Origin of the sequence: Streptomyces jumonjinensis, from assembly GCF_009600885.1 — a bacterium.
Lineage (GTDB): Bacteria > Actinomycetota > Actinomycetes > Streptomycetales > Streptomycetaceae > Streptomyces > Streptomyces jumonjinensis.
Genome location: NZ_VCLA01000157.1, coordinates 72874 through 91457, shown reverse-complemented (window position 1 = coordinate 91457; position 18584 = coordinate 72874). Strand labels below are relative to the sequence as shown.

Annotated in this window: 15 protein-coding genes and 1 pseudogene; 10 read left to right on the top strand and 6 right to left on the bottom strand. The window is 69.3% G+C overall.

Going from position 1 to position 18584, the window contains the following annotated elements:
- Positions 1-50: 50 nt before the first annotated feature.
- Positions 51-1391, bottom strand: a complete 1341-nt coding sequence (locus tag FF041_RS21935) for an IS630 family transposase (protein WP_153524367.1) — start codon at positions 1389-1391, stop codon at positions 51-53.
- A 259-nt stretch (positions 1392-1650) separates the two neighbouring features.
- Between FF041_RS21935 and FF041_RS21930 the strand changes: the two genes are divergently transcribed.
- The 8 genes from FF041_RS21930 to FF041_RS21895 are packed head-to-tail and all read left to right on the top strand — an operon-like array spanning position 1651 to position 10010.
- Positions 1651-2016, top strand: coding sequence for a hypothetical protein (locus FF041_RS21930; RefSeq protein WP_153524366.1), 366 nt, complete (start codon positions 1651-1653; stop codon positions 2014-2016).
- Positions 2016-2306 carry a hypothetical protein gene (locus FF041_RS21925; RefSeq protein ID WP_153524365.1) on the top strand — a complete coding sequence of 97 codons (291 nt, stop codon included), beginning with the start codon at positions 2016-2018 and terminating at the stop codon, positions 2304-2306. Before FF041_RS21930 ends, FF041_RS21925 begins: the two co-directional genes overlap by 1 nt.
- A gap of 4 nt (positions 2307-2310) precedes the next feature.
- Positions 2311-3102, top strand: a complete 792-nt coding sequence (locus tag FF041_RS21920; RefSeq protein WP_153524364.1) for a hypothetical protein — start codon at positions 2311-2313, stop codon at positions 3100-3102.
- Positions 3103-3140: 38 nt separating this feature from the next.
- On the top strand, positions 3141-4643 hold the full coding sequence (locus tag FF041_RS21915; RefSeq protein WP_153524363.1) for a hypothetical protein: 1503 nt from the start codon (positions 3141-3143) through the stop codon (positions 4641-4643).
- Positions 4640-6085 (top strand): SCO6880 family protein, encoded by a 1446-nt coding sequence (locus tag FF041_RS21910; RefSeq protein WP_228388488.1) that lies wholly within the window; start codon positions 4640-4642, stop codon positions 6083-6085. The genes FF041_RS21915 and FF041_RS21910 overlap by 4 nt, the downstream gene beginning before the upstream one ends.
- 34 nt (positions 6086-6119) lie before the next feature.
- On the top strand, positions 6120-7679 hold the full coding sequence (locus FF041_RS21905) for an ATP-binding protein (protein WP_153524362.1): 1560 nt from the start codon (positions 6120-6122) through the stop codon (positions 7677-7679).
- Entirely contained in the window at positions 7679-9424 is a 1746-nt protein-coding gene (locus tag FF041_RS21900; protein WP_153524361.1) for a type IV secretory system conjugative DNA transfer family protein, read from the top strand. The genes FF041_RS21905 and FF041_RS21900 overlap by 1 nt, the downstream gene beginning before the upstream one ends.
- Positions 9414-10010, top strand: a complete 597-nt coding sequence (locus tag FF041_RS21895; protein ID WP_153524360.1) for a DUF4913 domain-containing protein — start codon at positions 9414-9416, stop codon at positions 10008-10010. Before FF041_RS21900 ends, FF041_RS21895 begins: the two co-directional genes overlap by 11 nt.
- A gap of 520 nt (positions 10011-10530) precedes the next feature.
- Here FF041_RS21895 and FF041_RS21890 read toward each other — a convergent pair.
- Both FF041_RS21890 and FF041_RS21885 read right to left on the bottom strand, forming a co-directional pair.
- A complete protein-coding gene (locus tag FF041_RS21890) occupies positions 10531-12432 on the bottom strand; it encodes a WD40 repeat domain-containing protein (RefSeq protein ID WP_153524359.1) in 1902 nt (633 codons plus the stop codon).
- A 375-nt stretch (positions 12433-12807) separates the two neighbouring features.
- Positions 12808-13368, bottom strand: coding sequence for an NUDIX domain-containing protein (locus tag FF041_RS21885; RefSeq protein WP_194292117.1), 561 nt, complete (start codon positions 13366-13368; stop codon positions 12808-12810).
- 205 nt (positions 13369-13573) lie between these two features.
- On the opposite strand from FF041_RS21885, the gene FF041_RS21880 reads away from it, so the two are divergent.
- Entirely contained in the window at positions 13574-15883 is a 2310-nt protein-coding gene (locus FF041_RS21880; protein ID WP_153524357.1) for a hypothetical protein, read from the top strand.
- Positions 15884-15993: 110 nt separating this feature from the next.
- Here FF041_RS21880 and FF041_RS40770 read toward each other — a convergent pair.
- Together FF041_RS40770 and FF041_RS21875 are read right to left on the bottom strand one after the other, a co-directional pair.
- A pseudogene (locus tag FF041_RS40770) lies at positions 15994-16362 on the bottom strand (DUF6197 family protein); the annotation flags it as partial.
- Positions 16363-16405: 43 nt separating this feature from the next.
- A complete protein-coding gene (locus tag FF041_RS21875; RefSeq protein WP_323392369.1) occupies positions 16406-17038 on the bottom strand; it encodes a hypothetical protein in 633 nt (210 codons plus the stop codon).
- Between the two features lie 61 nt (positions 17039-17099).
- Between FF041_RS21875 and FF041_RS40110 the strand changes: the two genes are divergently transcribed.
- On the top strand, positions 17100-17768 hold the full coding sequence (locus FF041_RS40110; RefSeq protein WP_267133213.1) for a DUF721 domain-containing protein: 669 nt from the start codon (positions 17100-17102) through the stop codon (positions 17766-17768).
- A gap of 564 nt (positions 17769-18332) precedes the next feature.
- Here FF041_RS40110 and FF041_RS40105 read toward each other — a convergent pair.
- On the bottom strand, positions 18333-18455 hold the full coding sequence (locus FF041_RS40105; protein ID WP_267133212.1) for a hypothetical protein: 123 nt from the start codon (positions 18453-18455) through the stop codon (positions 18333-18335).
- Positions 18456-18584: the final 129 nt, after the last annotated feature.

The following is an 18584-nucleotide window of genomic DNA, read 5'->3' as shown; positions in this document are numbered from 1 at the left end:
TGGCGCACTAGTGTCCTGCGCCAGAAGAGGCCGACGAAAGTCTGTATTCACTAATCGGTGGCTGGTGGGGTGATTCTTGCGAGGTAGTCGGCGAGGGAGTGGAGGATCTCGTCGGCGGTTTTGGTCCAGCGGAAGGGCCTGGGGTCCTCGTTCCAGGTGTCGATCCAGGCCCGGATGTCGTTCTCCGATGCCTTCACGGTGGTATGGACGCCTCGGCGGATGAGTTTGTCGGTGAGCAGGCCGAACCATCGCTCGACTTGGTTGAGCCAGGACGAACCGGTCGGGGTGAAGTGGACGTGGAAGCGGGGGTGTTTGCCCAGCCACGTCTTGATCTCGGAGGTGTTGTGGGTGGCGTAGTTGTCGCACACCAGGTGCACGTCGAGCCCACGGGGTACGGCTTTGTCGATGGTGACCAGGAATTTCTTGAACTCGATGGCGCGGTGGCGGCGGTGGCGGCGGTGGAGTTCGCCGATGACGGTGCCGTCGGCGATGTTGAAGGCTGCGAACAGGCTGGTGATGCCGTGCCTCAGGTAGTCGTGGGTAGGGCGCTCAGGCATGCCGGGCATCGTCGGCAGCACCGGCTGGGACCGGTCCAACGCCTGTATCTGGCTCTTCTCGTCGACACACAGGACCACTGCGTTCTCCGGCGGGTGGTGGTAGAGGCCGACGACGTCGACGACCTTCGCGACGAACTGAGGGTCGGTGGAGAGCTTGAAGGAGTCCTGCAGGTGCGGTTTGAGATCGAACCTTTTCCAGATCCGTCCGATCGTCGACTTCGACAGGCCGGTGCGTGTGGCCATCGCAGAACGTGACCAGTTGGTGTCCCGGCCCGGTGCAGACTCCAGGGTCGCCGTGATCACGTCTTCGACCTGATCGAGCAGGACCGCCGGCGGCCGCCCCACACGCGGCTTGTCGGCCAGGCCATCCAGCCGGCCAGCGATGAACCGGGCCCGCCAGCGGTTCACCGTTCCCGCCGCGATGCCAAGCTCGCCGGCGACCTGCTGGTTCGTCCCGCCCTCCGCACAGCGGAGCACGATCTTTGCGCGGAGCGCCAGGAACTGCGCTGTCTTCGCCCGCTTTGCCCAGCGCGTCAGCTGAGACCGCTCCTCCTCGGTGAGCACCAGGTCCGCTTTGCGCCGGCCCGGCCGCGGCGCGTCCGCCAGGCCCGCCATCCTCCGCGCGGCGAACTGCGTGCGCCACTTGCGGACCATGTCCGTGGTCACCCCGAACTTCGCCGCCACTCGCACAGTCGGCAGCCCATCCGCACAGGCCAGCACGATCCGCGCCCGCTCGGCCAGACGGGGCGCCACCTCCCCACCCGCCCAGCGGGTCAACTCGGCGAACTCTCCTGCAGACAGCACGACTTCAACAGCACGCGGACCTGGCGACATTAAGACAGGCTACAGACTTTCGTCGGCCTCTTCTGGCGCAGGACACTAGATCACAGATGCCTTTTATTGCCAGGCGTTTATCAGGGGTGCACGCTAGCCTCTGTAGTCTCACGGACGCAGAGATCATGAACGATAACCGCACGTGACCGGGGGTGAGTTGCGGTTGATGACCCCATTAGCAACACCACAGACCACTGTGCTCCGATATGGGCTTATCCCGGTGACCGGGCAGGGTATCGGGACCGCCACCGTCGAGCGGATGCTTGACCCGGAGGGCGCGGGTATCGCCCGCCCGCTGGGTCCGCAGGAGCATCTGCCGCTCGGGGTGATGCCCGTGGTCGTGTCTGACACCACGGTCTACGGCGCCACTTGCGTGGAGACCCTGATGCGCCGCTGGACGACCGCGCTGCCCCGGCCCTGGCTGGTGCTGATCGCGGACGCCCCGGCCCGCCCGGTTTCTGATGCCCGCTACCTGGTACGCGCTCTGGAGAGCCGTCTCGCCGGTGTGGCGAGGGTTCCGTACCTCCCGGTCCTCCGGGCCGTCAGAGGGGCGGACGAGGCTCTGGAGCACAAGGACGTCCGAGCCGCAGCGGAGGCACTGCGGCACACGATCGAGGGGAACTGATGAACAGCGCACTGACGGACATGACGACGCTCGCCGCCCTGATTCCGCCTGCCACGCCGACGAAGATCCCGGGCATGGACGGCCCGGTTGCGACGATCTTCGGGTATGCCCTGTGGCTGCTGATCCTCGCCGGGGCCGGTGGCGCCGGCTTCGGCGTCTACAAGCTCGCCGTGAGCGACAAGAGCAGGAACGGCGGCGGGTCCGAGCCCTTCAAATGGATGGGCGGCGGAATCGCGGCCATTTTGCTGGCCGGGTCCCTGATCACCATCCTCAACGGCATCGCGGGCTGACGGCATGGCACGCAGGAGGGACAACAGGAAGACGGTGGCGTGGATCGCCGGAGGGGCCGGCGCCGTCGTACTGGCCCTGACCGGGTACGCGATCCTGTCCGGCGACGACGAGCCGGATACCGCCGCCACGGGCAAGGGCGGGCCGAGCGCGTCGGCGTCGGCGAGTCCCGCGCCGACGTACCAGGCGCCCGAGGACTGGACTGAACCCGTACGGTGGTCGGCGCTTCCGCGGGGGGAGCGTACGGACACCCGGGGCAGCCTGGTCGGATACCCGGAGACGACCGAGGGCGCGGTGGGCATGATGGCGGCCGCCAACCGGAGCGCGATCGAAGGCGGCACCAGCGCGACAGACGAGCAGCTGCGCATCTACCACTCGTACATCGGCAAGGCCGACAAGTCCGAGCTGAACGCGGAGCAGATCGAGCTGACCGCGCTGGAGACGGACAAGCAGCTGGCCCGTCAGATGGGCGTGAAGCCGGGGCAGCAGCTTCCCCCGGGCGCGTACGTCCGCAACGTTGTCATCGGCTACCAGGTCATCAAGAAGTCGCCGACCGAGGTCAGCGCCTGGCTGCTGGCCCGCGTGGTGACGAAGACCGGGGAGACCTCGCGGGAGACGACCGCCTACACCCGCACTCTGGCCGGCGCCCAGTGGCAGAACGGGGACTGGCGCCTCACCGGCGCGGCGACCGAGCGCGCCCTCACGGATGTGAAGGGGAAGCCGGAACCGAAGCAGGCCGCGCCGGGCGACGCCGCGTTCAACGCGAACGGATGGACGGCGATCCGGGAGGCGTCATGAAGCGGCGGCTGATAGCGCTGCTCCTCGCTCTGGTCGCCGTGGCCGGACTGTCGGTGTCCGCTGCCAAACCCGCCGCGGCCGACGGCATCATCAGCGACGGCATCGAGATGACGTGCCGGGTCGCCACCGGCCCGGTCCTGGGCACGATCCTCAAGACCGGGGGGAAGGTCACCGGCATCGGCGGGCTCGCCGGAAGCGAGCTGTGCGATCCGATCGGTGAAGCGGCCGCGAAGACGATCAAGAAAGCGTGGGAGGCCGTCTGGGGTTCCATCCTGGGCGACTTCATCAACAGTGCCACCGACGCTACCAAGTGGATCATCAAGAAGACGTTGACGCTCGCGCTCCTCGGCCCCTCCCTCGACCTGAAGGGGACCGGCCTGTGGGGCGGTGAGTCGACCCTCGCGGGAATGCTCGTGTGGCTGGGCCTGCTCATCGCCGTGGCGGGAGTGATCTGGCAACTGGCGAAGATGGCGCTGACCGGGCAGGTCAAACACGCCGGACGCGCGATGACGGGGTGGATCGAGAACCTGATCCTCAGCACGCTCGGCGTCAGTCTGTTCGCGCTGCTGCTGATCATCGGGGACGCCTTCTCCGCCGGTCTGGTCGAGTCGGTCTTCTCCACGGACGGCGAGGCCTACGAACGCATCGTCGCCGTGATGCTCCCCATCGGGGTCTCCAACCCCATCACCGTGTTGTGCATCGTCGCCGTCCTGTTGTTGGTCGGCTTCATCCAGATGGTCATGATCTTCCTGCGGCAGAGCGCCATCCCCATCATCTGTCTGCTCATCCCGGTGGCCGGCGGCGGCCGGACCGGTGGCGACGCGACCCGGCAGTGGGCCCCGAAGCTCATCACGAGCGGGTTCGTCATCGTGGCCTACAAGCCGATTCTGACCATCATCATCTGCACCGGGTTCAGCCAGTTCGGGCACTCCAGCACCATGGTCGAGTGGCTCCGCGGCTGCGCGACGCTCGTCCTCGGCATCCTCGCGCCAGCGCCGCTCACCAAGATTTTCGCGCCGTTCGGCGCGGCGGTCGGCGGCGGGATGGCCGCCGGGGGAGCGAGCGGTGCGCGCGCGGCGGCCGCGAGCTACATGGGCAGCAAATCCGGTGATGGCTCCGATGGCGGGGACGGCGGTGGCGGGGGCGAAGCCCCCGACAGCCCGGTCAGCCACGCGCAGCGCGTCGCCCAGAGCATGGGCAACCAGCAGGGCGACGGCGGAGCGGAAGGTGCCGGGACTGGTGGCGACGGTCCCGGAGGCGGTTCCGGGGGCGGTGACGCCCAGGCCCAGGCCGCCCGGACCGAGGCCGGCGCGAAGGTGCCGGGGCAGGCCGCAGGCGGAGGTGCGGAAGCCGCCGGTGCCACAGCCGGTGCCGGGACCGGTGCCGCCGGGGGAGGGGCTGCCGCTGGTGCCGGATCGGGTGCCGCAGCCGCGGCCGGGCCTGCCGGAGCTGCGGTCGCCATCGGCATCCAGGTTTTGGATGGTGTCAACTCCGCAGTCCAGCAGGCGAGCGGAGAGATCGGGAACGGAGGCCAGCAATGAGCCACGAAGTGCCGCGGGCCTTGATGGTTGACGGATTCCGCGCTCGCAGGAGCGGTGTCGCAGGACTGTCCAAGGGCGCGACGATGACCGGGGCGGTGGTCCTGGCGGCGGACGGACTGATCGCCACCCAGGCACCGCTGAGCCTGCTCGTCACCCTGCCCGCGACGGTCGCGGTCCTTGTACTGGCCGCCGCCCGCCGCCACGGCATGAGTGCGCTGTCGTACTACTGGGCGAAGCTGTCCTGGCGGCGGGCATCGCGGTACGAGGGCACGGCGTACCGGCGTCTCCTTCTTCCGCACCCCTACCGGCTCGATCTGCCCGGCGTCGGGGCCAGCTCCACGCTGATCAAGGCCCATGATCCGACGACGGGTCAGTCGGTCGGGGTGGTCCACGACCGGGCGACCGGACGGATGACGGTCACCACCCTGCTCTCGCCCGGTGGGAGCCTGATGGCGCCCACCGGGGCGGTGCAGAGCAGCCTGCGGACCTGGTCTGCGGTGCTGGACGCGATGTCGACCGACGAGCAGATCCTGGGTGCGAGCGTGACGATCCAGATCACCCCGGGCGCGGGCGAGGCCCTGGGCGACGACGTTCAGGCCCGCAAGGACCCCGGCGCTCCGGATCTGGCGAAGCGGGTCATTGACGAGCTGGTGCGGACGACCCCGCACGCCACTGCGAGCGTTGCGCCGTGGATGAGTGTGACCGTCGACCCTTCCGCCTCGGCCAACCCCCCGGTCGACCTCGCCGAGCAGGTCGCCGAGACGCTCAAGGTGGTCGACGGGCTCGACCTGTCCGGCACCGGGACCGACATCGAGCGGCGCGCGAGCGACATCGACCTGCGGCGCATTGTCCGGGCCGCGTACGACCCGGCCGTGTTCACCGCGAGGAACGCCCAGTTCGAGGAACTCCAGTGGGGCGAGTGCGGGCCGGTCGCGGCCGACGACGGATGGGAGGAGTACGCTCACGACGGCGGCGTCTCCATCTCCTGGGTGCTCCAGGAGATGCCCCGCCGCCCCATCCCCTACTCCGTTCTCCTCCCCCTGCTCGCGCCGGGCAGGTTCCAGCGCAGGATCACGATCGCCTACCGGGTGCTCGACCCCTATGAGGGGGAGGCGGTGCTGGAGCGGGAGATCAGCCACGCGCGGCAACGCGAGCAGGCGACCGCCGAGATGAAGGGACGCGCGAAGTGGTCACAGAGGGCGGACTCGCAGCGCGCGGAGAGGGCCGCCGCCCAGGCCGCCTCAGGCGACCAGGTCGTCGACTGGACCCTCATGGTCACCGTGACCGCCCGCAGCGCCGGTGAACTGCCCGCGGCACGCCAGGAGCTGGAACGGGCGACGAAGGCCATGCGTTCGATCCGGCTCCGGCCCGCGTACGGGGCCCAGGCCGCCGTGTTCGCGGCCGGGCTCCCGCTCGGCTACAACCCGCTGGTGAAGGGGTGATGCAATAGTGGTACGCAAGCAGAAGCCGCCGAGCATGACCAGCCCCCGCCGGGTGAGCCGGACCGTCGAGCCGAAGCCGACCCGCGACGAACGGCGGACCGAGAAGAAGCTGAAGGACCGGTACGCGGCCCGGCTCGGCTGGGGCGGCCGGTTCGGCGGCCGGGCACCCGTGGAGGACGCTGGCACCGTCTACACCGGCCCCACCAGCCAGGCCGGTTCGATCTATCCCTTCCTCCTGGGATCCGGCCTCCCGGCGCGCGGTGTCCCCGTCGGCCGGGATGTCCTCACGGGCGAGCTGGTGTGCGTGGACCCGTCCGGCTGGACGGGGCGGATCACCACCAATCCGGGTGTCTGGGTCATGTCACAGCCGGGCGCGGGCAAGAGCGCGCTGGTCAAACGCATCTGCCTGGTCTACAGCGCCTACGGGCACATGATGTGCGTCCCCGGGGACGTGAAGGGCGAGTACAGCGAGCTGGTGCGCGAGCTTGGCGGCTCCGTCGTCAAGATCGGCGACGGGATCGGCCGCATCAATCCGCTCGACAGCGGGCCGCTGAAGGGCAGGGTGCAGTCGCTCGACCCCACCCGCCGCCAGGCCCTGCTCGATGTCCTCAACGGCCGGCGGATGGGGACCCTGGTCGCGCTGCTGTCCACCAAGCACGGGCTGGGCAGGGCACCGGACGAGATCGAACGGTCCGCGCTGGACACCGCCGTGCAGGTCGCGTCCGCCGCCCAGCGGTCCGGGAATGACCCCGTCGTCGCCGACGTTGCCCTGGTGCTCCGGGCCGCGCCGGAGGAACTGCGGTCGAAGCTGGCCGCCGAAGGGGATCGCTACCAGGATCTGACCCGGTCCGTCGTCGCCGGGCTCGACAACCTGGTCGGCGGGCCGCTCCGCGGGCTCTTCGACGGCCCGACGACCACCCCGCTCGACATCTCCGCCCCGGCCGTGTCCGTGGACATCAGCGCGCTCCGCGCCCGCGGAAACGACGTGGTTAGCGCGGGGATGATCGCCACCTGGGCGTACACCTACAGCGCGGTGGACTCCGCCCGGTCCATCGGCCTGATGGACCGCAAGCTGGTCCTGCCGATGGACGAGATGTGGAGGGCCCTGAGGAGCGGCCCCGGCCTGGTGGACGCGATGGACGCGATCTCCCGGCTCAACCGGGTCACCGACGACGTCACCATCTACGTCACACACTCGCTGCTCGACGTGGAAGCTCTGCCGACCGAGATGGACCGCGCGAAAGCGCGCGGGCTGATGGACAGGTGCGACACCTGGGTCATCGGCGCCTCTTCGGAGGAGGAGCTGCGGCGGGTCACCGGCAAGCGGAGCCTGACGGAACAGGAGCGGATGATGATCGGCTCGTGGTCGTCGGCGACCTCCACCGGGCTGGACATCGACCCCGGCAACACGGCGGAGGACGGCACCGCGAGCGCCGACGACGAGGGCGCCCGGCACCCCGGCCGCGGAAAGTACCTGATCAAGGTCGGTGCGCGGCCCGGGATCGCGGCATCGCTGGAGCTGACCGCCACCGAACGGCGCCTGTACCGCACCGACAACAACCGGCGCCCGGCACGAACAGAGGTGACCACCTGATGATGACGGACAACGACCGGGCATGGGCGGCCGGCGGCATCGCCCTCGGCGGCGCCGTCGCGCTGTCCGTCTCGACCTGGGCCGGGGCTGCGGTCGGCGCGCTCGTCACCGGCGAGGAAGTCGCCGACTTCCCCCTGTCCCTGGTGGGCGCGTACGAGATGGCCACCCAGTGGCCGACGGTCTGGCCGCACTCGCAGACCGCGTCCGCCATCGGCGCCACGGTGGCGGACCTGGCCGTCGTCGTCTTCGTCGTGTGGGGTCTGCGCTGGGTGATCCGCTGGTTCCGCAATCCGTCCAGTCTGGCGACCCTGCACCAGGTGCGCGAGCTGACGCCAAAGCACGCCGCCCGGACCGCCACCCGGCTCCGTGCCTCGCTGAAGGCCACGGACCCCAGGGCGATCCCGGCCCGGGACCGGGGCGTCCTCCTCGGCGACCACCTGCCCTCCGGCGTCGAGCTGCGTGGATCCGACGAGGACACCTACGTCGCCATCATGGCCCCCCGCGCGGGGAAATCGACCTCGCTGGCCATCCCCGTGGCGGAGGAAGCCCCCGGCGCTCTGCTGATGACCAGCAACAAAGCGGACGTCTACGCCGCAACGCAGGGCTCCCGCGCGAAGATCGGGCAGACCTTCCTGTTCGACACCCAGGGCGTGGCCCAGGCCGAGCGGAGCGTGTGGGTCGACCTGGTCGCCCAGGCCGAGACCCTGGAAGGTGCCGAGCGGCTCGCCAGCCACTTCGTCTGCCAGATCACGTCAGAGCAGGGCGATCCGTTCTGGTCCCAGGCCGCCGGAGATCTCCTCACCGGCCTGTTCCGGGCCGCGTGGTGGGAGGGCGCGACCGTCCGCGAGGTCATGCGCTGGCTGGCCGACCCGAAGGAGAAGGCACCGCTCAGGGTCCTCTACGAGCACGAGCCCGTTCTTGCCGAGCAGGTGGACTCCTCGGTCAACATCGCCGAGGAGACACAGTCGGGCATCTTTCAGAACGCCCGTACGGCGATGTCCGCGCTGCGCGACGAGAAGGTCCTCGCATGGGTCACCCCGGACGAACACCGGGCACGCTTCGACCCCGAGGCTTTCGCCACCAGCAAGGACACGCTCTATCTCCTGTCGAAGAAGGGCGGCCCGTCCTCGGCGCTCGTCGCCGCGGTCGCCGACGCGGTCTTCACCGCCGGCGCGGAGGCGGGCGAACGCCATGGCGGCCGTCTGCCCGAGCCGATGCGCGCCGTGCTGGACGAGGCCGCCAACATCTGCAAGATCGCCGACTTGCCCGACCTCTACTCCCACCTGGGCTCCCGCGGCATCACACCGTTCGTCATCCTCCAGTCCTACCGCCAGGGCGTGAAAGCGTGGGGGGAGGTCGGCATGGATTCGATGTGGAGCGCGGCCACCAAGAAGGTTATCGGCGTCGGCCTGGACGATGCCAAGTTCGCCCAGGACATCAGCAGCCTGACCGGCGCCCACTTCGTGGAGCGCGGCTCGTATTCCAAGGGCAAGGACGGCGGCAGCCGCAGCTGGTCCGAGCAGCGCGAGCAGGTGCTCGACCCCGCCGAGATCCGCGCCATGAAGAAGGGGAGCGCTCTGCTGCTGGCCACCGGTATGCCGGTCGCCCAGATCGGTCTGCGCCCTTGGTACGCGGAGAAGGCGATGGCACACATCGGCCCGCAGATGAAGGCCGAGGAGAAGGCGATCACCGAGCGGGCGGTCACGGCGTACGAGGAGCGGAAGGCGGCCCGCGATGGCCGATGAGCCGGACGAGGATCCGGACCTGGCCGTGCCGATCGGCATGTTCAAGGACATCGAGGATCTCAAGGCTAAGATCGCGCACCTGACGGCCCAGGTCACCGCGCTCACCGGCCGCGGGGGAGGAGAGCCGGGCGAGGCCTCCGCCGCCGACGGAGAAGAGGGCGAGGGGGAGGCCGGCGGCGAGCCGGAGGACGAGGACGAGTGGCAGTACCCGCCGTTCATCCTGCTGCTCGAATCCCCGCTCTACGACGACGAGCTGAGGGCCCTGATCGAGTGGGTCGAGGGCGTCCTCGTCCCCGGCTACCTGGCGGAACCGAGCGCCGATGCCCGATGGTGCCACCTCTGGTTCGAGCACACGGTGGCCATCGCCCGACTGCACGCGGTCTGGCTGGCCTGGCAAGAGCTGACCGACCCGGTGTCCTGCGGATACACCGGGCCCTCGGCATGGCACCGCGACCACCTGGACCCCGCCCTGGCCCAGCTGCGCGGCTCCTCCGGACCGTTCTCCGGCTGCACCAAGGGCGAGCACCAGATCGGCCACCGCCTCCCCAGCGTGGTCCCCAGCGCCTGGAGCCACACCGAGGCCTGACACCAGGCCGACGAACGAGATCAAGCCGCCGCGCCTCCGTGCGGTCCTCCACGGCCGGGAACCGCACCCCGAATGCGGCAGGGGCGGCAGTCGGGGGCGTGGGTGCCCCGCAGGTTGTGGTCGGCCCGCACCCACTGGGCGCCCACCCGTACCCAGGTCGCGGTGAGGTGCGCTGTCACGGTCGGTCTCCTCGGTGTCGGTGAACGGGTGCAGGGAGGCCCCTGGGGGTCCGCCCTGTGTTGGCCCGTGTCGTCGGCCTTTCGGGCATTCACCCGATCAGCTCAACGAAGTTCCCCAGCGCCAGGAAACGGCCCTTCAAACCTACCGGCGGATTACTTGCTCCCTGGTGTCCGAGCTAGGACTACTGGGACATATGCAACTCAGGGACACCGCCTACACGGCCTTGGGCAGTGGGCGGGTGCACCACAGATCGCGCCAGCGGGGCCCGCCGTCACTGACGGCGGGCCCCGCTGTTCGGCATTCGTCTGCGCCACCTCGTGTCAGGCGGCGCCTTGCAGCCTCAGGATGAGAAGTGGTGGATCGATGTCAGGCCAGCGCTCCCCGCGACGTGCAGGAATCCAGTCGAGGAGAAGGACAGGGCGAGCGGAACCTGCTCGACGGGGACCATTCCCATCGCGGCTCCCCCGGGCAGTTGCCAGGCGTGCACCGTCTTGGCGCGTGTGCCGACCAGTACGGCGGCGGTGCCCGCGATCGTGCAGACGGTGAGTGTGGTGACAGCCATGTCGGTGGTGTCGAGCGTCGCCAGCTCCTCCCCTGAGAGCACCTCCCACACCCGGACGGGGCCGTCCTGTTCCGCGGCGGCGAGGACACCGGTGCCGTTCACGGTCCCGAAGGCGAGGGCGCTGAGCGGACGCGCAGCGTGCAGGTCCGCCAGGCGTCGACCTGATGCTGCGTCCCACACCAGGATCTTGGCGTCCTCGTCCGCCGAGGCCAGGACCGTGGTCGAGTCGGCTTCTCCGGCTGCCAGCCCCGTCACTGCGCTCTCATGGCCGCGCAGGCGCAGGAGGGGACGGCCAGTGGATGTCTCCCAGGTGCGTACCGTCCGGTCGGCGCCAGCAGAAGCGACGATGCCTCCGCCCAGGGGAAGGTAGACGAGGGAGAGAATCCGGTCAGTGTGGGGGGTCGGCACCTGCTTGAGTGCTCCGTCCGCGGTGGCGTGCACCCGGACAGTGCCTCGACCGGTTCCGCAGATGACCGTGTCGCCTGCCGGGCCGAAAGAGACCGAGGTGATGGGGCCGTCATCCGGGGCGAGTGTGTAGCGCGCGGAGGCACTCTCGACATCCCAGAGCGTGAGCGAGCCATCAAGGCCTCCCGCGGCCGCCGTCGTCGTCTCCCTGTACGTGGTCAGCGCGAGCGCTTGGACCGGACCGCGATCCGCCGCCAGCACCTGCTGTGCCGTGCCGTGCGAGTCCCAGACGCGCACCGCACCGGTCACGCCCGCGGAGACAAGGAGGGTTCCCTCTGCCGAAGAGGTTGCCGCCAGGGCCGCCGGCCAGTCGTCCTGGGCGGGCCATGAGTGAAGGACGTGCCCGGCCTCGACGTCCCAGGTCTTGATCGTGCCGTCGTAGGAGCATGAGGCCAGGACCGCTCGGTCCTCCAGGTCGAGGAAGGCCAGTCCGGTCACGGCCGCGCTGTGGCCAGACAGGGCCTGAGTCGGGGCGCCGGTGGCGATGTCCCACACCCTGACCACGTGGTCGGAGCCTGCCGCGGCGACCAGCCCCCGGCTGTGGACGTCGGTGATGGCCACCGCGTTGACCCATTCCAGCTTCGGAGCGAAGGGGCGCAGTCTCTCACCCGTGTCGGTGTTCCAGATCCGCACCGTCCCGTCATCTCCGCCGGAGACGAGCAGGTTCAGGCCGCTGACGCGGGCGGTGGCCAGCGCATTGACCGCTTGGTCGTGCCCGGTCAGTGCGCCGAGCTCGGCTCCATCCCGGCCATCCCAGCCGCAGATGTTGCCGTCGTCGCCGCCCGAGTACAGGAGTTCGTCGTCGTCCAGGACGCCGCCTGTCGCAACCGCCCGGACAGCGCCGTGGCCTCCTCGCGCGTGCAGCAGCCCCTCATCGCCCGTCAAGTCCCAGGTCCACAGGGTGTTGTCGTCGCCGCCCGTCAGCAGGAGGTCGCGCTCGCCATCCGCTCCCAGTGCCAGGGCTCGGATGGGCTGTCCCGCTTCGGCGGTCTCCCCGAGCAGTTTCAGGGGGTCGACCGAGAAGACGCCGAAGCCGCCGCCGCTGCGGGCCAGCGCGAACGCCGGCTGCCCGCCGACCGTCCCGAAGGCAGCGGCGGCCTCCTGCCCTGGCAGACCGTCCTCCGCCGTCGCCTGGCTCCGGTGCGTCAGCGGGGGAAGACTGTTGGTGACTACAATCAAGGGCAGGCCGCTGATCTGGGCGACCAGCGAGTCCAAGAGCGCACCGACGCCGGCAGCGGCTGCTTCACTCCAAAACACCGTTCGCTGTAACGGGGCGCCACCGTACACCTCAAGGCGACGGCGGCCCGATTCCTGGGCAGGCCGGGCGGTCGGGTCACCGTCGGAGGGCAGGCGTTCCGCCGCCTTCCACAAGCGGCTCCACACAACGTCTTCGGTGCGCGCGGTCCAGGACCGCCGGGTCGGTCCATGTTCATAGGCGAGGTGCGCGTGCCCGTCGCCGGACAGGTCGAGCGTGAAACGCTCCGGAAAACCCTCTCGCGGCTGCGCCCCAACGACCTCGTACCGAAGTCGGGAGGTGGCGGGCTGAGAGGGGACGGTCGGGAAGGATGGCATGGTCTCGGTCTCCTTTCGTCAGCGGGGGGATACAGGAACGCTCGGCTTCTGCTGCCGGGGCGCAGGCATGGCATCAGCGCCCGCAGCAGGAATGACGACCGGTGGGTCCTGTGGCCCGCCGGGCCATAGCCAAAGCGTGCCGGGGGGCGCCATGCCGTGCAGGTAGGCGAGGAGCGGCTCGGCGCGCCGACGGGAGGGGTGCGCGGCCACGCGGGCTACCGCCTCGACGAAGGGGACCCACGCGGCCTCTTGGACCAGTTCGTCGGGGTCCTGGGGGCGCAGCGTCCCCTGCACGCTTCCCGCAAGGAAGGTGAAAACGCTCCACGTGCCATCCCAGGCCGGATCGCCGGTGACCACGTGCTGCGAGACGCAGACCAGGCTCGTCGGCCCTGTCAGCGTCAGGCCGGTTTCCTCGTAGACCTCCCGGGCGACGGCATCGTGCGCCAGCTCCTCCGCCTCAGCCACGCCACCGGGGAAAACCCACTGCTCCTTCTCTCCGGGCAGACGTTCGCGCACCATCAGCAGGCAGCCGTTCTGTTCGATTATGGCCGACACGATGGCTTTTGACGCCTTTGACACCGAACCCCCCTTCTTCCAGCCTACAGAAATGATACTTTGGGAAGGTGTACGATACGTCAGCTCGCTTTGAGTATAACAGAGTTGGGCGACCGTAACCCCGCAAAGTGACACTTGATACAAAACGAAGTGAATTAGGGCAACCCTCGACTCCGAGAGCGGCCCACCTCTTACGCAATACCCCCTCGCGAGCAAGGAGTGTGACACGTTGGACAACGACAAACCTGCGAATTTGCCGCCCCCTGACATATTTCGCGCCGCCGAGGTCCACTATGAGGACTTGCCGGTCTCCGAAATCGCCGCCACGGGCCAAGGCATCCCGTCGGAAGACTTCGCGGCTCGGGAGGAAATGGCCGAATGGGACGCTCTTGAGGGAAATTTCGAGGAACTATCCCGCCGAGTGAAGGAACAGGTGGCATCTGCTGGCCCAGCATTTTTCCAGCAGCTCAAGGACCGGACGTTACGCGACCCCGCGTACGAGCCCTCCTATGTCGGCGGAGAACTGGACCGCAAGAACCTCCGCATGTACGAGTGGCAGCGGGGCGAGATATACATCCACTCGGCGGCAATGATTCTTGACCCGGAGACGACGCTCGAAGTCACCTACGAGCCAGAAGGCCGCATCAAGCGCCTCCTGCTGGAGTCGGATCACCGCAATATCACTTACCTGGGAGAACTCCCTCGCGGAATCTCCCAGGACGAAGGAAATGCCGTAGCCGTCTGGCGCATCCAACGAGGGAAGAGCCCCCTCGCCACGAATGACGCCGAGTTTCTTGATGACTTGTCGGACATCTATCTCGATTCTCTCCGCGGGGCACTGTCGATGCGTCGCCGTTTCATCGACGAATACAGCATCGAGCCACACCGGATTCGCCTCTCCTACGACGACCAGCCGTACGAGGTGAACTACACCAAGTCAAAGTTCCGGCGTGCGCACCTCCACGCGCTCCCCGTGATCCGTGAGTCTCCCCTCGCCGCCCGGGAGTCCATTGCCGCAAGCATGCGCGGCACGGGAGAGTTCGGCGAAAACCGCGAAGCTCGGGCGCGGGCCGCGATCGAGCGGGTCATGCAAGCCAGCAGGTCGGATGGCGCAAACACGCCGGCGTCGAAGTACGCACTGCTGTGGGTGCGCGACAACCGCGACCAGGCCGCCTTCATGGACACGAAGCCGGAGATCCTCAAGCAGTCCATCGAGGTGCTGCGCGCCACAGATCCGGACCGGAAGATCTTCCTCATCGGAGACGACCTTTTTAAGGGCCGCCCGAATCTCTTTTCCGCCTTCCAAAACGAGGGCGTTCTTGATGGCGTTGACTCACAAACACTCATCCGCTTCTGGGCTGCGGAGAAGAATGACGGGACAGCACTCACACACGGCGAGCAGGCACTCTTCCTGCACTACCTCAATACGGACGCCGACATCGTCCAGGTGGGGATCGAGAGTGGGGCGCTTGAGAGTGCCATATGTCTCGGCGTCCCGACTGTCTACTTCCAAGCTAACGAGCACGTTGCGGACAAGGGCACACGCTGGCAGCTGTACTGGGCAAAGTGGTCGTTCGGTGAGAGCCGGGTAGCGGTAGAAGAGGACGGCAGCAAGAAGTTCTTCGCCTCAGGCCGACCGGTGAAGCGGTTCGACCGGTCGGGAGAGACCTACCCACCCCCGCTGATGAGCGTTCGACGTGTCGAGTTCGGGCCCGATTTGCCCGAACCCGCGGATGTAGACGCAGAGCCGATCACTGCCTACTACCCCGGAAATATCACGGTGGGAGTCGACCAGATCAGCACGCTCGTGGAGAACGGCGGGCTGGCCGACATGGCGCGCGTGTTCGACCCGGGATGGAGCGATGAAACCTGGCGGGCGAGCATGTACTACGCAGGACAGATCCAGCAGTGGACGCAAGTGGAGACGACCGACTGGGGAGTCGCGTCCCGTCGATACGAGGCAATCACACTCGCCCTGAACGGCATGGTCCATCCCACGGACAGCGCAGTTGGTGACGCATATGTGAACGCGGGATACCACGTCGACCTGAACGGCCAGGGGGTCGACCGCACAGCCATAGCTGCCGCCTACGCCGCCGCCCCCCGAGACCGCGGAACCGCTGTTACTGCGGCCCTGCACGGAATACTGGGAAATGATGCCTTCAAGGATCGCTGCTTGCGCGATCTGAGGCTTGTCTCCCTAACGGACGCGGAACGCGCAAAGTTTGCCTCCTCCGTCATCGAAGTGACGGCAGCGAACAACGTCTTGCGGGAGATCGGGAAGATCGCCCCAGACGGCTCATCCACAACGAGCCGACACATAGCCGAAGCCCTATCGGTGCAGCTGCCGCTGCAGCGGGGGCAGGCCCCACGGATGTCCACTACTGCGGCGCGGTCCCGCTCCACCACGACCCGCCGAAAACCAGGGCAGGGCAAGCCCGCCTCGCCCAAGGCTGCCGAGCAGCCGTCGCACCTGCGGCGCTCCTCCGGCCCCGAGCCCGGCCCCGAGCCCGGCCGCGGCAAGGGCCACGGCCCCTGACCCGGCCAGAGCAGCCCCAGAGAGCTGCGCGAAGGCCTCGGGCCCGCAGGACTCGCCGTCACCGCACGGCGGGCCCTGCGGGTGTCTGACCGAGCGACCCGTGCGGCCGTCCGGCAGGGCGTCAGCACCTCGTCGAGGGTCCGGGTGGAGTGCTCGCTCCACACCTCGTAGTCGACGTACGGTGCGCCGGTGATGAGCCGGAGCAGCGTCTCCAGCACGGTGCGGGCCACATACCGGGTGTCGGCGTCGCCCATGCCGTCCTTGACGGCGTTGTCGAGGGCGTCGCGGGGGTGGTGGCCGGAGAAGGGGGCGTACAGCTGGGGGTCCCAGCCCTCGCGCTCCATCAGGCGGCTGGCGGCTTCGAGGTGCGAGGCAACGGCCTCCCCGGTCAGCTGTTGGCCGCTCAGCCCGAACCAGGAATCGGGGCGGGCGAGCTGCTGGGCGGCTTCCTCGGCAAGGGCTGTCAGGGCGCTGGTCATGCTGTTGGTCCTCTCGGTCGCACTTCTCTGGGTGGTGGTCGGGTCAGGCGAAGTGCCTGGCGGCGGCCGTGACGAACCGGTCCGTCGCGGTGATGGCGTCTTTGCGGAGAGCGTTGAGCGTCTGGTGGTCGGCGGCGACGCGCAGGGCGAGCGCCGCGTGGATCGCGTCCTCGGCGGCCGCGGCGAGCGACGGCACCAGGATCGCCACCTGAACTTTCGGTGCCTCTATGGCGGACCGGGTGGCGTGGGACTCGGCACGGGCCGCGGTGATGGCCTCCGGGCCTGCGTCGGACAGCCGGAGGTCTTCCCGTAGGGCCATGGCGCGGAGGTGGCTGGCGACGGCGGTGATGGCCTCCAGCTCCCGGTCGCGCCGGTGGTCGTCCCGGGCCTCGCTGCGGGTGGTGCGTGCGGTGCGGTGCTGGAGGATCCCCGCGACGGCCGCACCGAGCAGCGTGCCGACGACCGCGATCACGGTGCTCAGCACGAGCCCTCCCCCCGGTGGCGGTCGGCTGGCTGACCACGGTGCGCTCCGGTCGTCCCGGCGCGCGTAGTGCGGGACGGTCCGGTCGCCGCCCAGCCACCGGACGGTGATCTGCCAGGAGGGCCAGGTCGCGCGCGGCCCCCGGTCGATGTCGAGCACCTCGTACGTGTCGCCGTGCTCGCCGACGCGGCGCACCGGCACAGTGGTACGGCGCGGTGGCCGCGAGCCGCTGGGACTGGGCAGTGCGATCAGCCGGATGATGACCGAGCGCGGCATGGTCGCCCCGGCCGCCGGCGGAAGCGTCCTCGCCTGCTTCGACGCCATCCTCGCCGCGGTCGTGCCCGAGCTCACCGGGCGGGCCAGGAGCGTGGCGTTCGACGCGGACACCGGCCGCCTGGACGTCGTCCCCGACGCCCCGCCCTGCGGCACGAAGCTGCGCTGGAACGCGCCGAAGCTGATCGTGGCGGCCAACGAGCGGGTGCCGAACGCGAACGTCCGCGCCCTGCACGTCCTGGCGCCCGTGCCCATGAGGGCCAGCCCCGACCCGGTCACGCAGCCGGCCGCGCCCGACGTTCCGGTGGAGCGCCGGACGCTGTCGGACGGCTACCGCCGGGCGGTCGAGGCGCACCGCCAGGCCGCCCAGCCGTCCCGGGTGGATCCGGGGATCGCGGCAGCGGTGGAGCGGCAGACGAAGGCGATGCGGGAGCTGTCGCGCCGGGCGTTCCCCGAGCCCGACGTCGTCGCGGACGATGCGCCCACCGCGATCGAGCAGGCCCGCGTCCAGCGGCGCCGCCAGGCCGCGGCGACCGAGGCCGCCGCGCTGCGCCGGGGCCACTCTCACCGCAGCAGGCGTCCGGTGCGGTGGTATGACGAAGCTCGTCCGCCGCGGGCCCACGTACGGGTGATCGACTTTCGGCCGGGTTGACGGAGCGGCAGAAGAGCGTGGTGCGGCACCGGTACGGTGCCGGTACGCACTGCGGTGCGCCTCCCCTCAACGGACGTGTCCGGGCCCCCGCCTTCGGGGCCCGGCCCGAGCCCGAAGGAAGGGCCGCCAGCCGGGAATTTCGGTGGCCGGTCTGAGGGGAGGCGCCCATGGGGCGTCGCAGGAAGCGGAAGCCGACTCTGTGGCAGCGCTGTGAGGACCTGATGGTCCGGGCGGCGTGGAAGCTGGGGAGGTGGCTGAAGCGCTAAGGGGCGACCTGAGCCCCGACTTATGAGGCTCAGGCCGGAAAACCCTCCTGTGTGGCTCCCATCCTGGGGTTCCCGCCCGGGGTGGGAGCCGCTTCTCCGACAGGTGCACCCACGGAGTCGCGTAGATGCCACGGTAGCCGATGGCCCAGGCCACGGCGAGAGATCCGTCAGCACGGGACGCCCGCCAGCCCGCCATCTCCGCGGTAGTCGCCGCCACCGCGTACGACGAAGAGACCCGCACTCGGGCGGAACCCAGATCTTCTGGCTATCCGATTGGTCAGCGGCCTGAACGGGGCGCTCACCGGAGGTTTCTCCGGTGGTAGGCGGCCATCTCGCCCTCGTGTGCGGGGTCGTAGAAGTCGGGGGAGCGCCAGCGGGCGGTGTTGAAGTCGGGGTGAGCGCGCCACGGCAGGGTGATCATGTCGATCGCGCCCGCGGGATGCTCCCGACCCCCGCGCGCGCGGGGGTAGCTCCGCCGCGTTGCAGCCCCAGCCCAGCACAGCGCCGTCGTCCCCGCCCGTGCGGGGGTAGCTCGCGGTCCAGGTCCACC

Excerpts from the sequence above, each read along its gene's own strand:
- FF041_RS21925 (WP_153524365.1), top strand. The coding sequence starts at position 2,016 with ATGAACAGCGCACTGACGGACATGACGACGCTCGCCGCCCTGATTCCG.
- FF041_RS21900 (WP_153524361.1), top strand. The coding sequence starts at position 7,679 with ATGATGACGGACAACGACCGGGCATGGGCGGCCGGCGGCATCGCCCTC.
- FF041_RS21935 (WP_153524367.1), bottom strand. The coding sequence starts at position 1,391 with ATGTCGCCAGGTCCGCGTGCTGTTGAAGTCGTGCTGTCTGCAGGAGAG.
- FF041_RS40105 (WP_267133212.1), bottom strand. The coding sequence starts at position 18,455 with ATGATCACCCTGCCGTGGCGCGCTCACCCCGACTTCAACACCGCCCGC.
- FF041_RS21895 (WP_153524360.1), top strand. The coding sequence starts at position 9,414 with ATGGCCGATGAGCCGGACGAGGATCCGGACCTGGCCGTGCCGATCGGC.
- FF041_RS21930 (WP_153524366.1), top strand. The coding sequence starts at position 1,651 with ATGCTTGACCCGGAGGGCGCGGGTATCGCCCGCCCGCTGGGTCCGCAG.
- FF041_RS21910 (WP_228388488.1), top strand. The coding sequence starts at position 4,640 with ATGAGCCACGAAGTGCCGCGGGCCTTGATGGTTGACGGATTCCGCGCT.
- FF041_RS21905 (WP_153524362.1), top strand. The coding sequence starts at position 6,120 with ATGACCAGCCCCCGCCGGGTGAGCCGGACCGTCGAGCCGAAGCCGACC.
- FF041_RS21920 (WP_153524364.1), top strand. The coding sequence starts at position 2,311 with ATGGCACGCAGGAGGGACAACAGGAAGACGGTGGCGTGGATCGCCGGA.
- FF041_RS40110 (WP_267133213.1), top strand. The coding sequence starts at position 17,100 with ATGATGACCGAGCGCGGCATGGTCGCCCCGGCCGCCGGCGGAAGCGTC.